Raw genomic sequence first — 13,670 nt, 5'->3', positions numbered from 1 at the left:
GCGGCTAGCCCCGCGTGGAGACCAGGCCCACCTCGTACGCCAGGATCACCAACTGCACCCGGTCCCGCGCGTCCAGCTTGGTCAGCAGCCGGGCCACATGGGACTTGGCCGTCGCCACGCTGATCACCAGCGTCTCCGCGATCTCGCTGTTGCTGAGGCCGCGGCCGACCAGGGTCAGCACCTCGACCTCGCGTTCGGTGATGCCGGCCAGCTTCCGGACCGGGGCGCCGGACGGACCGGAGCGGTCGGGGCGGCTGGCGAACTCCGCGATGAGGCGGCGGGTGACGCTCGGGGCGATCAACGCGTCGCCCGCGGCGACGACGCGAATGGCGCCGAGGATCTCCTCCAGGGCCATGTCCTTGACCAGGAAGCCCGAGGCGCCCGCGCGCAGCGCGCCGTAGACGTAGTCGTCGTCGTCGAACGTGGTGAGCATCAGGACGCGCGGCGCGTCGGGCGCCTCGACGATGCGGCGGGCGGCCTCGATGCCGTCCATGCCGGGCATGCGGATGTCGAGCACGGCGACGTCCGGCTTCACGGTGGCGGCGAGGGCGACCGCCTCGCCGCCGGTGCTGGCCTCGGCGACGACCTGGAGGTCGGGGTTGTCGTTGATCAGCACCCGCAGGCCCGAGCGGACCAGGGGTTGGTCGTCGGCGAGCAGGATCCGGATCTCGGCGGGGGCGTCGCTCATACCGTCCTCACGTGTCCGTCGGTTGTCGACGGCGTAGGGGCTGCTGTCGTTGCTCTTGATCATCTCAGCTCTGGGTGTCGGTCATCCGGCGATGGCCGGCGCCCCGGCTGGCCGAGCGTCCTCGACGTCGCCGGCTTGCTCGCCGTGCGCGGTGTCCTTGGCACGCTCGGCGTGCTCGCTCGGTGCGGCGGCCTCCCCAACGCGCGGCAGCGGCAGGCGGGCGGTCACCCGGAAACCGCCCTCCGCTCGCGGGCCCGCGCCGAACTCGCCGTGCAGCAGGCTGACCCGCTCGCGCATGCCGGTGATCCCGAACCCGGATCCGTGGGACGCCTGCGGCGCGGACCCGTGCGGCCCGTGCGGCCCGCCGGGGGAGCCGCCGCTGCGTCCGTCGTCCAGGATCTCCAAGGCCAACTGCTCCTCGCCGTAGTCGATCGACACCCGGCAGGAGGGGGCGCCGGAGTGGCGGACCACGTTGGTGACGGCCTCCTGGACGATGCGGAACGCGGACAGGTCGATGTCGCCGGGCAGCGGACGGCGCTCGCCGTGCCAGGTGACGTCGACGCGGACGCCCGCCTCGGTCGTGGTCGCGGCGAGCTTGTCGATGTCGTCGAGGCCGGGGGCGGGGGCGAGCGGGGCGAGCAGGCTGCCGGGCTCCGGATCGGCCTGACGCAGCGCCACCAGCGTGCGGCGCAGGCCGGACAGGGTCTCCCGGCTGGTGACCTCGATCGCCTGGAGGGCCGCGCGCGCCTCCTCCGGCTGGCTGTCCAGGACCCGGCTGCCGACGCCCGCCTGGATGGCGATGATGCCGATGCTGTGCGCGACCATGTCGTGCAGCTCGCGGGCGATCCGCAGCCGCTCCTCGGTGATCGCCTGCTCGGTGGCCTGCGCGCGGCTCGCGGCGGCGAAGATGCGCCGGGTGCGGACCGAGCCGCCGATCAGCTGGGCCAGCGTCAGGATCAGCAGCATGGGCAGCACGTTGTAGATCCGGGCGAAGGCAAAGCCCTCCACGACGCGGCCGAGTTCGTAGCCGACCAGCGTCGTGTAGGCCATGACCGCCGCCGGTGTGCTGACGCTCCGCGGCTGCGTGGCGCATACGTAGCAGAGGGCCAGTTGGGCGGGCAGCGTCTGCTGCAGGGCCACGACCTCGACGGGGTAGTCCGCCATGGTGCTCGTGTACAGGACGAGGCCGAGCAGCAGCCCCACGCTCGTGCGCGGGTAGCGCCGCAGCAGCAGGGAGCCGACGGCGATCCACAGGGCCACCGTCATCGGTCCCTGGTGCTCGGCGCCGTTGCGGGTGTTGAGCGGATCGGGGGCCAGGTTCACCACGAAGAGGACGACCAGCAGCGTCACCATCGTCTGGGCGAGACCCGTCCACACGCCGGACGGCACCCGGGAGAGCAACGGAGGACGAGGCGCGGCGGTCATGCGTCGAGCGTAACGGCGGGTCCGCGGCCCGGCATCGACCTGCGGGATTACTCCTACGGGCTAGCTCGCCGCCCCGCGTTGCCGCCGTCGGCCCGATGCGGATGACGCCGCCCGCCCGGCACCGTGGACGCCATGATCGAAGTCCATGAGCTGACCAAACGCTACGGGGACAAGACCGCCGTCGACGGCCTCAGCTTCACCGTCCGTCCCGGGCAGGTGACCGGCTTTCTCGGGCCCAACGGCGCCGGCAAGACCACGACCCTGCGGCTGATCCTCGGCCTGGACGCGCCCACCTCCGGCGGCGCGACGGTGAGCGGGGTGCGGTTCGCCGACCACCCGCGCGGGCTGCGGCACGTCGGTGCGCTGCTCGACGCCCAGCACGTGCATCCGGGCCGCAGTGCCGAGGCCCATCTGCGGTCGCTGGCCCGCAGCAACGGCATCCCGGCCCGCCGGGTCGGCGAGGTGCTGGAGGAGGTCGGCCTGACCGACGCCGCGCGGCGCCGCGTCGGCGGCTTCTCGCTCGGCATGAAGCAGCGCCTCGGCATCGCCACGGCCCTGCTCGGCGACCCGCCGGTGCTGATGTTCGACGAGCCGATCAACGGCATGGACCCCGAGGGCGTGATGTGGGTGCGGCGGCTCTTCCGCCGCCTCGCGGGGGAGGGCCGCACCGTCTTCCTCTCAAGCCACCTGATGACGGAGATGGAGAACACTGCCGACGAGCTCGTCGTCATCGGGCGCGGGCAGCTCGTCGCCGCCGAACCGCTGCGGGAGTTCGCGGCGCGGTCGACGCGGCACAGCGTCCTGGTGCGCACGCCGCAGGCGGCCGAGCTGACGGCCGTGCTGGTCGCGGCGGGCGCCGAGGTCGACCCGGAGGGCCACGCGGGCGCGGAGGGTCTGCGGGTCACCGGCCTGCCGGCCGAGCGGATCGGCGCGCTGGCCTTCGACAACCGCGTCATGCTGCACGAACTCGCCACCCGCTCCGCCTCGTTGGAGGAGGCCTTCATGGAACTGACCGCCGACCGCGTCGAGTACCTGGCAGGGCAGAGCCGATGAGCGCCGTCACCTCACCCTCCCGTCCGGCGGGCGCCGTGAACGGCACGGCCGGGTCCGCCGTCCGCCCGCGCTTCCTGGACCTGGTCGGCGCGGAGTGGATCAAGTTCCGCTCGCTGCGTTCGACGTGGTGGACGCTGGTCGTCGCGATGCTCGTCCCCTGGGGCGCGGCCGCCGCCGCGGCGATGGCCGACTACGACAACTGGCCGGGCTACGGCCCCGACGAGCGGGCGGCCCCGCACCTCTTCGCGGTGCACGACTCCTGGCCGCTGGAGGGTTACGTCGTCATCATGCTGGCGGCGGGAGCGCTGGGCGCGCTGGCCATGGCCGGGGAGTACGGCAGCGGGCTGATCCGCACCACCACCGTCGCGGTGCCGGCCCGGGGCTCGGTGGTGCTGGCGAAGGCCGTCGTGCAGGCGACGGTGTGGACCGTCGTCGGCTGGGTGTGCGCGCTCGGCTCCTACGCGATCGCCCAGGGCATCCTCAGCGGCCGGCACGCCACGATCTCGCTCGGCTACTCGGGCGTGCCCCGCGCACTGGTCGCGGCGGCCATGGTGGCGCCGGTGTGCGCGCTGGTCGGCCTCGGCATCGGCGCGCTGGTCCGGCACGCGGGCGGGACGATCGGCATCCTGGCGTTCGTGGTGCTGCTGCTGCCGCAGTTCTTCTCGCAGACCAAGCAGTGGTCCGCCGAGGTCCGGCACCTGTTCCCGGTCTCGGCGTTCGGCCGCCTCACCGAGGTGTGGACGGCGCCGAAGCAGCCGGGCTTCTACCCGGCGACCGTCACCGGCTCCTGGCTGGACTACCTCCTCTGGCCGCTCGTCGCGGTCGCGCTCGCGGTGTGGATCGTCCGCCGCCGCGACGTCTGAGGCCCACGAGCTCGCCGGAGCCCCGTGGCGGCGTGCCCCTAGGATCGGGGCATGTCGCTGCCCCACGCCATCCTCACCGCCCTGCTGGAGAAGCCGTCCTCCGGGCTGGAGCTGACGCGGCGGTTCGACAGGTCCATCGGCTTCTTCTGGGCCGCGACGCACCAGCAGATCTACCGCGAGCTCGGCAAGCTGGAGCAGGGCGGGATGATCCGGGCCATCCCCGGACCGCCGGCCCAGGGGCGGCGCAAGGAGTACGAGGTGCTGCCCGAGGGGCGCGCCGAACTCGCGGCGTGGGTCTCCCGCAGCGACCCGCCGCGGCAGCTGCGGGACCCGCTCGCGCTGCGGCTGCGCGCGGCCGCCGTCGTGGGGCTCGGCGACGTGGGCGCGGAGGTGCGCCGCCACCTGGACGTGCACACGGCGCAGCTCGACGCCTACCGCGCGATGGAGACCCGTCAGTTCCCGCCGGACAGGCGGGAGACGGCGGAGGCACGGCTGCAGCACCTGGTCCTGCAGGCCGGCATCGAGATGGAGCGGTTCTGGACGCAGTGGTTGAAGCAGGTCGACGCGGTGGTGACGGAGCTGGCGGAGGACACGGGCCACGAGGACGCGAGCGGGCGGGGCGAGGAGTGACGGGCGACTTCAGCTACCCGGAGGTCGGCGCCACGCTGCCAGGTGGCGGCGTCCTCCCGCCCGGATACTCCCACCTGCACCACCGCGCCCGGATCGGCCACGGCGAGGCCGCGTTCCGTGCGGCCGCCGACGCGCTCGGCACGTTCCGGATGCACCGCCGCCTCCCGGTCGGCGTCACCGCCTCCGTGCCGCGCGCCGAGGTGGGTGTGCAGGTGACGGTCACGCTGGCCGGGGTGGTCCGCGCACCCTGCCGGATCGTGTGGGTCGTCGACGAGCCGGACCGCTACGGCTGGGCCTACGGGACCCTCACCGGCCATCCGGAGTGCGGGGAGGAGGCGTTCCTGCTCACGCGGGATCAGGACGGCGGCGTGTGGCTCGACGTCGTCGCGTTCAGCCGCCCCGCGGGCCGGGTGGCGCGGGCGCTCGGCCGGCTGGTCCCGGTCGCGCAGCGCCTCTACGCCCGCCGATGCGGACAGGTGCTGCGCGGGATCGGGCGCCCGGCGAAGCGGATCGTGCGCCCGGCGAACTGAGGGGACCGGCCGCGGCCGCTGTGGCAGGCTGAGCACCGTCAGCCGCACCACAGGGACGGAGCAGCGATGGCGCACGGCGAGCACGGGCACGGCCACCGTCACGACGCCCACGGGCACGGTCACACCCATGCGCACGGGCACGGGCACGGTCTCGCGAACGGCGAGGACGAGGAGCTGTCGTTCGCCGCGCCACGGCCCGGGGACCAGAAGCGGATCGAGCTCGTCTGGCCGTTCGTGCGGGAGCAGCTCGCGGGCCTGGGGCCCGGTTCGGTGCTGGAGATCGGCTGCGGTGTGCTCGGTGGCTTCGTGCCGCTGCTGCGCGCCGAGGGCCACCGGGCCGTCGGCGTGGACCCGGAGGCACCGGAGGGGCCGGGCTTCGTCCGCAGCCGGTACGAGGACTACAAGCCGGACGCCGATGAGCTGCCCTACGACGCCGTGGTCGCCTGCCTCTCCCTGCACCACGTCGAGGACCTGGACGCGCTGCTCGCCTCCGTCGCCGCCCAGGTGCGGCCCGGCGGGCTGTTGGTGCTGCGCGAGTGGGCGCGGGAGGAGTTCGACGAGGCAACGGCGTGCTGGTGCTTCGACCGGCTTCCCGAAGAGGCGCTCGGCGCTGACGAGAACGCGGACGAGAACGCCGAGGGGGACGCGGACGAGAACGCCGAGGGGGACGCCGACGAGGACCCCGCGGCGCGGACCCCGGCGTGGTGGCTGGCCGGTCACCGTCAGGGCTGGCAGGAGTCCGGCGGCAGTTGGGACGACTACTTCCAGGGCTGGGCCGAGGGACACGGCCTGCTGAGCGGCGCGGCCATGCTGGACGCGCTGGAGCGGTCCGCCTTCGAGACGGTGCTGCTGGAGCGGGACCCCTACTTCCACACGGCGCTGGTGGACGTCACCGCGGACGAGGAGCGCGCCGCGGTCGACGCGGGCGTGATCCGAGCCAACGGCCTGCGCTACGTGGGGCGCCGCCGCTCCGGGTGACCGCGGTGACCGGCCGCGCCGGCCCGACCCGGTCGGGCGTCGCGTGCGCCGGGGCCGCGTGCCCGTTGGACAGCGGCCCCGCACGGGCAGCAGACTCGCTGGTCATGAGCGCATCCGGAGACGCAGCCATGATCGCGGCGATCGACATCGGCGGTACCAAGATCGCAGGCGGCCTGGTCGCCCCGGACGGCACGTTGCACCACCGCGTGGAGCACCCGACCCGGGCGCGGGCCACCGATCCCTCCGAGGTGTTCCTCACCGTCGCCGAGGTCGTCGCCGAGCTCGCCGAGGACCCGCGCTGGGCGCAGGTCGACCGCGTCGGCGTGGGCAGCGCGGGGCCGGTGGACATCGTCAAGGGCACGGTCAGCCCGGTCAACATCTCCGCCTGGCGCGGCTTTCCGCTCGCCGCCGAGATCCGCGCGCTGCCCCAGGTGGCCGGCGCGCCGGTGGCGCTCGGCGGGGACGCGGTGGCGATGACCGCGGCCGAGCACTGGCGCGGCGCGGCGCGCGGCTACGCCAACGCCCTCTGCCTGGTGGTCTCGACGGGTGTCGGCGCCGGTCTGGTGCTGGACGGCCGCGTCTACTCGGGGCCCACCGGCAACGCCGGGCACCTCGGCCACATCACCGTGGACCTGGACGGCGAGACCTGCCCGTGTGGGTCGCGCGGCTGCCTGGAGCGGGTGGCCAGCGGCACCGCGATCGCGGCCTGGGCGCTGAACCAGGGCTGGCGTCCGGCCGGGGACGTCATGCCGGGGCAGGTTCTGGACGCCGCGTCCGTCGCCGAGTCGGCACGGGCGGGCGACCCGATCGCCCTCGCCGCCTTCGACCGGGCCGCCCGCGCGCTCGCGGCGGGCATCGCGGCGACGGCGACGCTGGTCGAGCTGGACGTCGCCGTCCTCGGCGGCGGCGTGCTGCGCGCGGGCGAGCTGTTGCTCGCGCCGCTCCGCCGCCACCTGGGGTCCTACGCGACCCTGCCGTTCACCCGGCACCTCGCCGTGCGGGCGGCGGAGCTGGGCACCGACGCCGGACTGATCGGAGCGGCGGCGCTGGCCCTCGACTGAGAGCGGGCCCGCGACTGACGGGCGTCCGCAGCCGTCGTTCTCCGTGCCACCGGGATTGTCAGTGCCTCCCGTTAGAGTCGGTCGCATGGAGACGAAGGTCCACTGGGTCGACGTGCCCACCCCGCTGCCCACCGGGCCCGTGCGGGTGGCCGTGACGGAGCACGGCGTCATAGGCGCCACCTTCGGGCCCGGGGACATGCTGCACGCGACGCGGGGCGACGTCGTCGGCGCGCCCGCACCGCAGGGGGACGAGCGGGCGGCGCGGGTCGCCGCCCACGTGGGGGAGTACTTCGCGGGGCGCCGGCGCGCGTTCGAGCTGCCGCTGGACTGGCGTTGGACGGACGGGGTCCAGCGGCAGGTGCTGCAGACGCTCGAACGCACGGTGCCCTACGGCCGCACCATCACCTACGGGCAGCTCGCCGCGCGCAGCGGCGCTTTCGAGGAGGAGACGGAGCAGCATCTGGCGGCTCGCGCGGTGGGGCAGATCATGGGGTCGAACCCGCTCTTCCTGCTGGTGCCCTGTCATCGCGTGGTCGCCTCGGACGGCCTGGGCGGCTTCGGGGGTGGGGAGGCCGGGATGTCGGTGAAGCGCTGGCTGCTGACGCTGGAGGGCCACCTGCCGCCGACGCTGGACTGGGACGGCCCGGACGTCCCAGCCTGAAGCCGTAGGCCGCGCACAGCAGGGCGATCACGCCGAGGGCGAGGAAGGCCAGCCGGTACGCCCCCGCGGGCGGAGCCTGGGTCCGCCCCGACGCCGTGCCCAGCACGACGGCCGCGGTGACGACGGCGGGTGCGAGCGCCGTGGACGTCTGGCGCATGACCGTGCTGAGCGTCGCGGCGTGGGCCGCGTCCGCGCGGTCGAGGGTGGTGAGCGAGGCGGCCGTCAGCGGCAGGTAGACCGCGCCCATCGACAGGCCGAGCAGGAACATGACGAGACGGAAGGTCCACAGGCCGGTGCCCGCGCCGGTCCCGGTGGCGCACAGCTCGACGGCGGCCACCCCGAGCAGGCCCGCGCCGACCAGCGGGCCGGGGCCGACGCGGTGGTAGACGCGGCCGACGACCTGGACGGTCAGCAGGATGCCGACGGCCTCGGTGCAGGTGGCTGTGCCGGAGTCGAGCGCGCTGCGGCCCTGCAACTGCTGGACGACGAGGGGGACGAGGAACATCGCGCCGAGGAACGGCACCAGTCCCAGCGCGTTGAGCAGGCTCGCCCGGCGGAACATCCGGTCCTCGAACAGCCGGACCCGCAGGGCCGGTTGACGCGCCCGCCACTGATGCCGCACGGCCGCGGCCAGCAGCGCCGCGCCGCCGAGCAGCGCGGCGAGGACGGGCGGCGTGCCCCAGCCGAGGTCCGGGCCGGCGCACACGCCGAACATCAGCCCGCCGAGTCCGGCCCCGCTGAACAGCAGCCCGGTGAGGTCCAGACGCCGGGTGCGGGCCGAGTCCGTCCGGTGCGCGTCGAGGAAGACGGACCCGAAGGCCACGGCGGCGATTCCGAGCGGCAGGTTGACCAGGAAGACCCAGCGCCAGCCGAGGGTGTCGACGAGCACGCCGCCGAGCACCGGCGCCAGGGCCGGGGCCAACTGCTGGGGGATGATCAGGAGGCGGGCCAGGCGCACCTGTTCCTGCTGGCTGAAGGTGCGGAAGAGCAGGCCCTGGCCGACCGGTGTGAGCAGACCCGCCGCCGCGCCCTGCAGCGCGCGGAAGACGACGAGCTGCGGCAGGTCCTGGGCCAGGCCGCACAGCGCGGAGGCGAGGGTGAACAGGGTGAGGCCGAGCAGCAGCATCCGGCGGCCGCCGAAGCGCTCCAGCAGCCACGCGGAGGCGGGGACCATGATGCCCAGGCAGACGGGATAGACCACGACGACGCTGTCGAGCGTGGTGGGGGAGAGGAGGAAGTGGCGCCCCAGGGAGGGGAGGGCCACGGTCGTGATGACACCGTCGACAATGACGAGGAACACCGAGGCGAGGTACATGACGGGGACGGCGATGTGCTGAGCGCGCAGTGCGGTCACAGATACTGAGCCTACTCACTATGTGCAGGCTCACCAATACGGTTTTTCGCCGGACGACGAGGACGGGCGCCAGATGGGCAAGCAGCGACGGCACGGCAGCAGCGACGTCCTGGTGGACGAACTCTTCGACACCACCACGGAGTTGCGCACCTATGTGGAGGGCAGGCTGCGCCCGCTCGGCGCGTCGGTGGCGCGGCTGCGCGCGCTGCGGATCCTCGCGCGCGAGGGCGTCCCGCTGCGGATGCGGGACCTGAGCGAGATGCTGGGCGTCGCCCCGCGCACCACGACCGCGATCGTGGACGGGCTGGAGCGCGACGGGCTGGTACGGCGGGTCCGCCACCCCGAGGACCGGCGCGCCTTCCTGCTCACCCTCACCGAGGCGGGGTTCGCCCACCACGCCGAGGCCGAGGCGGAGGACGCCCGGGCGCTGGCCGTCGCCACCGGCCCGCTGAGCGAGGCCGAGCGCGAGCAACTGCGCGCGCTGCTGGCCAAGATGCGCGCGGCGGTCAGCCCTCCCGGGCCGCAGCAATGATCTTCTCGACGGTGTGGTGGAACCGGCCGGTGCCCTGCACGCCGAAGGCCTTCTCCAGCAGCGGAACGGGGTTGGCCGGCCCCTTGCCGTCGACGACGCGGTAGAGCACGTAGGCGGTGGTGCCGTGGACGCCGACCACCTCCCAGTCGCCGCGCTTCCCCGCCTGCGGCAGCACGTCCTCGGCGAGCCGGCCCGTGGTGAACAACAGGCTGAAGCGCTCGTGTGCCTCGGGCTTCGTCGTGCCGAACGGCGCCGCGGCGTACGCCTCCTCGACCTCGGCCAGGGTGTAGAGCGCGGTGGGGACGTCGAAGCCAAACGTCTCGGCCAGGCGCTGCTCGATCTCGGCGCGCAGCTTCTCCCGGTCCGTGCGGCCCGAATCGAAGAAGACGTTGCCGCTCGCGATGTAGGTCCGCACCGGCCCCAGACCGAGCCCGTCGAGCTCGGCCCGGAGCCGGGCCATCTCCACCTTCCGGCCGCCGACGTTGACCGCGCGCAGGAAGGCGACGTACGGGATCTGTTCAGCGCTCATGCGGCGAATACTAGTGTCGCGCCCGCCAACCTTCGCCCTGCCGCGACGCCTGGCACGCACATCCGCTGTGTCGGCGAACTGCCCAGGTGCATCCCGTACGAGGGCGGTCCGCCGCCTGGCAGCTGCACGCTCCCCCAGCCCTCGGCCGTGAGGTGCCCCCACGACGCCGCGGCTGACCGGCCAGGAGTTGGCGGGCGCGACACCGGCCCCCGTGCCCGCCGGTCGTCGGCAGCGCGCAGCCGACCGCCGGGCTCGGGGCCGACTACCAGGCGTAGTCCTCGGGGGCCGGCTTGTGGCCGGGGAAGATGCGGTCGATCTCGTCCAGTGTGTCCTCGTCCAGGACCAGGTCGACCGCGGCGAGGGCGGTGTCCAGCTGCTCCGCCGTGCGCGGGCCGATGATCGGCGCGGTCACGGCCGACTGGTGCAGCAGCCAGGCGAGGGCGACGGTGCCCGGCTCGGTGCTGAGCTTGTCGCAGAGCTCCTCCCACCGCTGCAGCCGCGCGACCTGGTTCGGGTCCAGGTTCTTCAGCCGCTCCGCGCTGCGCCCGCCGCTCTCGTTCCGCGCCTCCTTGCGCAGCACGCCGCCGAGCAGGCCGCCCTGGAGCGGGGACCAGGCGATCACGCCGAGCCCGTGGTGCTGCGCCGCCGGCAGCACCTCCAGCTCGACCGTCCGCTGCATCAGGTTGTAGTAGGACTGCTCGGCCACCAGGCCCAGGCTGTTCCGCCGGGCGGCCGCGCCCTGGGCGGTGGCGATGTGCCAGCCGGCGAAGTTGCTGCTGCCGACGTAGAGGATCTTGCCCTGCTGGACCAGGACCTCCATCGCCTGCCAGATCTCGTCCCAGGGGGCGGCCCGGTCGACGTGGTGCATCTGGTAGAGGTCGATGTGGTCGGTGCCGAGCCGCTTCAGGCTCGCGTCGCAGGCGCGGCGGATGCTCAGCGCGGAGAGCCGCCCGTCGTTGGGCCAGCTGCCGTCGGTACCGGGCGTCGGCATCGACCCGTAGACCTTGGTGGCCAGCACGGTCCGCTCGCGGCGGCCGCCGCCCTGGGCGAACCAGCTGCCGATGATCTCCTCGGTGCGGCCCTTGCCCGCCTGCTGTCCGTAGACGTTCGCGGTGTCGAAGAAGTTGACGCCACGCTCCAGGGCCGTGTCCATGATCGCGTGGGCCGGCGCCTCCTCGGTGCGCGGGCCGAAGTTCATCGTGCCGAGGCAGAGCCGGGAGACCGACAGGCCGGTGCGGCCGAGTGAGGTGTAGTCCATGCGGCTACCCTTGCCCGGCCGCGCGGTCCTGTCGAGGGCGCCTCGCCGCGGTCTCGCCGTCCGCGGTCGGCGGTCAGCGGACCAGGACGTCGACGGCGCCCGAGACGCGGTCGAGGCGACCCGCGCCGTTCGGGCTGCTCTTGGCCAGCAGCCGCGCCCGGAACTCGATCCGCCCGAAGGAGGTGGCCCGGACCGTGCGCTGGTAGGCCGTCCACGGCCGCGAGGCGCAGCCGAGGGCGAACCAACCGCCGTTGCCGGTCCGCTCGTCCAGGCAGGCGTAGGTGTAGCGCGCCGAGTCGTCCCCGCCGTACCCGGTCACCTGCACGTTCTGCCCTATCCGGGCGACTCGCGCCCCCACCTGCACGTACGCGCCGGACTTGGCGAAGGCCGTCCCGGACAGTGCGGTGCAGCTGAGCACGACGGCGGCGACTCCGGTGAGGGTGACGTTGCGGACGTGGCGGACGGACCTGTTCGGCATAAGGATTCCCCCCGAGGACAGCCGGAAATTCACGCGCGAACGCACGCGGAGCATACGCATGCGAGGACGCAGCGGTACGCACAACCGTTCCCATGCGTCCGCCGAAGGAAGGACGCGTCGGTGAGCTGATCGGATCGTCGGTCCTGTCGGCGGGTCGCTCGGGTAGACTCAGGGTGATCGAAGGGGAGTAGCCCCGACCGGACCGTCGACATACTGGCGGGCTTCACGGCCCGCCCGGCGCCCGGGGCGCGAGCCGTGTCAGCGGCCCGCGTCGGCGAGACCTTCGGCCGCAGCAGTCGTACCCGTACACGTGTTCGCACTGGCTGCCGCGCCGAAGCGTCCACGAGGTCGAGGGCTCCGAGGCCGGCACCACCGATCCTGAGGACCACCCTTCCGTGAACAGCTTCGCCGTCTTCGGCATCACCTTCGGCGTCATCTTCCTGGCCGAGCTCCCGGACAAGACCGCGTTGGCCAGCCTCGTCCTCGGCACGCGCTACCGCAGCTCCTACGTCTTCGCGGGCGTCGCCGCCGCCATGGCCGTCCAGGTCTCCCTCGCCCTGGTGGCCGGCCGGCTGCTGTCGCTGCTTCCGCACCGCGCCCTGGAGGCGGTGGTCGGCGGCCTCTTCGTCCTCGGCGCGGTGATGCTGCTGCTCCACAAGGAGGACGACGACGAGGAGGGCGCCGAGGGCCGGACCCCGCGCTCCGACAGCTTCTGGCGCGTGGCGGGCGCGAGCTTCGCCGTGATCGCGATCGCCGAGTTCGGCGACCTGACGCAGATCGCGACCGCGAACCTCGCCGCGAAGTACGGCGACTGGCTGGCCGTCGGCCTCGGCAGCTGGCTGGCGCTCTGCGCGGTCGGCGGCCTGGCGATCCTGGGCGGGCAGAAGCTGATGCAGCGGGTGCCGCTGCACGTGATCCAGCGCTGCGCTGCGGTGATCATGCTGGTGCTGGCGGGGATCAGCATCGCCAACGCGATCACGGGGTGACGTTCCTTCGCCCCGGCCGATGCCCCGGCCGCCGCCCGGGCCCCTGACGGTCAGCCGTTGCCGCCCCAGCCGCCCGCTCCGGCGCCCCCGTTGCCGGCCAGGACCTGGGCCATCATCGCCTGGGAGTTCGGGCCGTAGACGCCGGGCGGGTCGCCCTGGACGTCGTACCAGCTCTGGAACGTGCTGACGTCCTCGGCCGTGCGGTCGTCGTAGACGCCCGTCGGTCGGCGGTGGTCGATGTGCACCTGGCGCAGGTCCTGCTGGAGGGCGGACACGGCCGAGCCGGTCGAGCCGAGGCTCAGCGAGTCCGACGGCGGCGTCGGCGAGCTCGACGGGGTGGCCGTCGGCGGGGGCGTCGGGCTCGTCGTCGGCGAGGGGTCCTTGCTCGGGGTCGGCGTCGGGGTGGGCGTCGGCGTCGGTTTCGACGAGTGGCGGGGCGAGGCGCTGGGGGTCGCCGGGGCGCTCGCGGACGCCGTTGCGGCGGCGCTGCTCGCCTCCGCCGACGGGGCCGCCGCCTGCGCGACGGGAGCGGCGGAGGGGCGGGTCAGCAGCGCCGCTCCGGTGCCGATCAGCACGAGCGCGACCGCTCCGCCCGTCAGGGCCAGCGCCTTGCCGCTGCGGGCGCCGCCCGCCCGGCGTCGTCC

At 74.0% G+C, this 13,670-nt stretch carries 15 protein-coding genes and 1 pseudogene; 9 read left to right on the top strand and 7 right to left on the bottom strand.

Features of this window, described 5'->3' with window-relative positions; all coding sequences use genetic code 11:
- Positions 1–4 precede the first annotated feature (4 nt).
- The gene (locus TR49_RS38745; RefSeq protein WP_042390993.1) at positions 5–688 is read right to left on the bottom strand and encodes a response regulator; all 684 of its coding nucleotides are present in this window, start codon (positions 686–688) and stop codon (positions 5–7) included.
- Between the two features lie 81 nt (positions 689–769).
- Complete coding sequence (locus tag TR49_RS38740; RefSeq protein WP_084725851.1) at positions 770–2,113, bottom strand: sensor histidine kinase; 1,344 nt, start codon at positions 2,111–2,113, stop codon at positions 770–772.
- Positions 2,114–2,245: 132 nt separating this feature from the next.
- On the opposite strand from TR49_RS38740, the gene TR49_RS38735 reads away from it, so the two are divergent.
- From TR49_RS38735 to TR49_RS42250, 7 genes are all read left to right on the top strand, one after another.
- On the top strand, positions 2,246–3,166 hold the full coding sequence (locus TR49_RS38735; RefSeq protein ID WP_084725852.1) for an ABC transporter ATP-binding protein: 921 nt from the start codon (positions 2,246–2,248) through the stop codon (positions 3,164–3,166).
- Positions 3,163–4,029 carry an ABC transporter permease subunit gene (locus TR49_RS38730; protein WP_052434987.1) on the top strand — a complete coding sequence of 289 codons (867 nt, stop codon included), beginning with the start codon at positions 3,163–3,165 and terminating at the stop codon, positions 4,027–4,029. Before TR49_RS38735 ends, TR49_RS38730 begins: the two co-directional genes overlap by 4 nt.
- A 51-nt stretch (positions 4,030–4,080) precedes the next feature.
- Positions 4,081–4,659: a PadR family transcriptional regulator gene (locus TR49_RS38725; protein ID WP_042390977.1), complete on the top strand. Its 579-nt coding sequence runs from the start codon at positions 4,081–4,083 to the stop codon at positions 4,657–4,659.
- Positions 4,656–5,189, top strand: coding sequence for a DUF1990 domain-containing protein (locus TR49_RS38720; protein ID WP_042390975.1), 534 nt, complete (start codon positions 4,656–4,658; stop codon positions 5,187–5,189). Before TR49_RS38725 ends, TR49_RS38720 begins: the two co-directional genes overlap by 4 nt.
- Before the next feature lie 66 nt (positions 5,190–5,255).
- Positions 5,256–6,167, top strand: a complete 912-nt coding sequence (locus TR49_RS38715) for a class I SAM-dependent methyltransferase (RefSeq protein WP_042390973.1) — start codon at positions 5,256–5,258, stop codon at positions 6,165–6,167.
- Between the two features lie 104 nt (positions 6,168–6,271).
- Positions 6,272–7,228: an ROK family protein gene (locus TR49_RS38710; RefSeq protein WP_174501640.1), complete on the top strand. Its 957-nt coding sequence runs from the start codon at positions 6,272–6,274 to the stop codon at positions 7,226–7,228.
- 85 nt (positions 7,229–7,313) lie between these two features.
- Positions 7,314–7,889, top strand: a complete 576-nt coding sequence (locus tag TR49_RS42250) for a methylated-DNA--[protein]-cysteine S-methyltransferase (RefSeq protein ID WP_084725850.1) — start codon at positions 7,314–7,316, stop codon at positions 7,887–7,889.
- A 121-nt stretch (positions 7,890–8,010) separates the two neighbouring features.
- On the opposite strand, the pseudogene TR49_RS38705 reads toward TR49_RS42250, so the two are convergent.
- A pseudogene (locus tag TR49_RS38705) lies at positions 8,011–9,204 on the bottom strand (DHA2 family efflux MFS transporter permease subunit); the annotation flags it as partial.
- A gap of 112 nt (positions 9,205–9,316) precedes the next feature.
- On the opposite strand from TR49_RS38705, the gene TR49_RS38700 reads away from it, so the two are divergent.
- Positions 9,317–9,775 carry a MarR family winged helix-turn-helix transcriptional regulator gene (locus TR49_RS38700; protein WP_042390970.1) on the top strand — a complete coding sequence of 153 codons (459 nt, stop codon included), beginning with the start codon at positions 9,317–9,319 and terminating at the stop codon, positions 9,773–9,775.
- Here TR49_RS38700 and TR49_RS38695 read toward each other — a convergent pair.
- The 3 genes from TR49_RS38695 to TR49_RS38685 form a co-directional block, all read right to left on the bottom strand.
- A complete protein-coding gene (locus TR49_RS38695) occupies positions 9,750–10,304 on the bottom strand; it encodes a DUF1697 domain-containing protein (RefSeq protein WP_052434986.1) in 555 nt (184 codons plus the stop codon). The genes TR49_RS38700 and TR49_RS38695 overlap by 26 nt on opposite strands.
- A 262-nt stretch (positions 10,305–10,566) precedes the next feature.
- Positions 10,567–11,562 (bottom strand): aldo/keto reductase, encoded by a 996-nt coding sequence (locus tag TR49_RS38690; protein ID WP_042390967.1) that lies wholly within the window; start codon positions 11,560–11,562, stop codon positions 10,567–10,569.
- Between the two features lie 73 nt (positions 11,563–11,635).
- Positions 11,636–12,040: a hypothetical protein gene (locus TR49_RS38685; RefSeq protein ID WP_042390965.1), complete on the bottom strand. Its 405-nt coding sequence runs from the start codon at positions 12,038–12,040 to the stop codon at positions 11,636–11,638.
- A gap of 395 nt (positions 12,041–12,435) precedes the next feature.
- Here TR49_RS38685 and TR49_RS38680 point away from each other — a divergent pair, with 395 nt between their 5' ends.
- Positions 12,436–13,026: a TMEM165/GDT1 family protein gene (locus TR49_RS38680; RefSeq protein ID WP_042390963.1), complete on the top strand. Its 591-nt coding sequence runs from the start codon at positions 12,436–12,438 to the stop codon at positions 13,024–13,026.
- 50 nt (positions 13,027–13,076) lie between these two features.
- Here TR49_RS38680 and TR49_RS42245 read toward each other — a convergent pair.
- Positions 13,077–13,670, bottom strand: a 594-nt coding sequence (locus tag TR49_RS42245; RefSeq protein WP_160311704.1) for a peptidoglycan-binding domain-containing protein, incomplete at its 5' end; no start/stop codon positions are given.

Origin of the sequence: Streptacidiphilus melanogenes (assembly GCF_000787835.1) — a bacterium.
Taxonomy (GTDB): Bacteria; Actinomycetota; Actinomycetes; order Streptomycetales; family Streptomycetaceae; genus Streptacidiphilus; species Streptacidiphilus melanogenes.
The sequence above is the reverse complement of the archived record's forward strand: the minus strand, read 5'-3'. Positions and strand labels throughout refer to the sequence as shown.